Source organism: Vogesella mureinivorans, from assembly GCF_007644035.1.
Classification (GTDB): domain Bacteria; phylum Pseudomonadota; class Gammaproteobacteria; order Burkholderiales; family Chromobacteriaceae; genus Vogesella; species Vogesella mureinivorans.
In genome coordinates this window covers 1-289 of the sequence record NZ_VMTV02000877.1, presented here as the reverse complement: position 1 = coordinate 289, position 289 = coordinate 1, and the positions used below count along the sequence as shown (strand labels likewise).

Annotated in this window: 1 protein-coding gene; it reads right to left on the bottom strand. The window is 58.1% G+C overall.

Annotated elements, in window-relative coordinates:
* Window positions 1–289: response regulator (locus FLQ44_RS20055; protein ID WP_147695778.1), on the bottom strand; the 289-nt coding region annotated here is incomplete at both ends.

Here is a 289-nt window from a genome sequence, read left to right as displayed (position 1 = left end):
GCAGAGAGAAAACCTGTGACGCCAGCCCGCTGTTGCGGCGCAGCAGCGCCTGCATACGCGCAGCGACTTCTTCAATATGGAAGGGTTTGGTCACGTAGTCATCCGCGCCAGCGCTCAGGACTTCAACCTTGTCCTGCCAGCCTTCGCGGGCAGTCAGCACCAGTACCGGCAGGGAAACGTCATGGCTACGCCAGCGGCGGATAAGGGACAATCCGTCTTCATCCGGCAGCCCTAAATCGACAATGGCGATGTCCGGCAGGTGTTCATTGAGATAATAATCGGCCTCTTT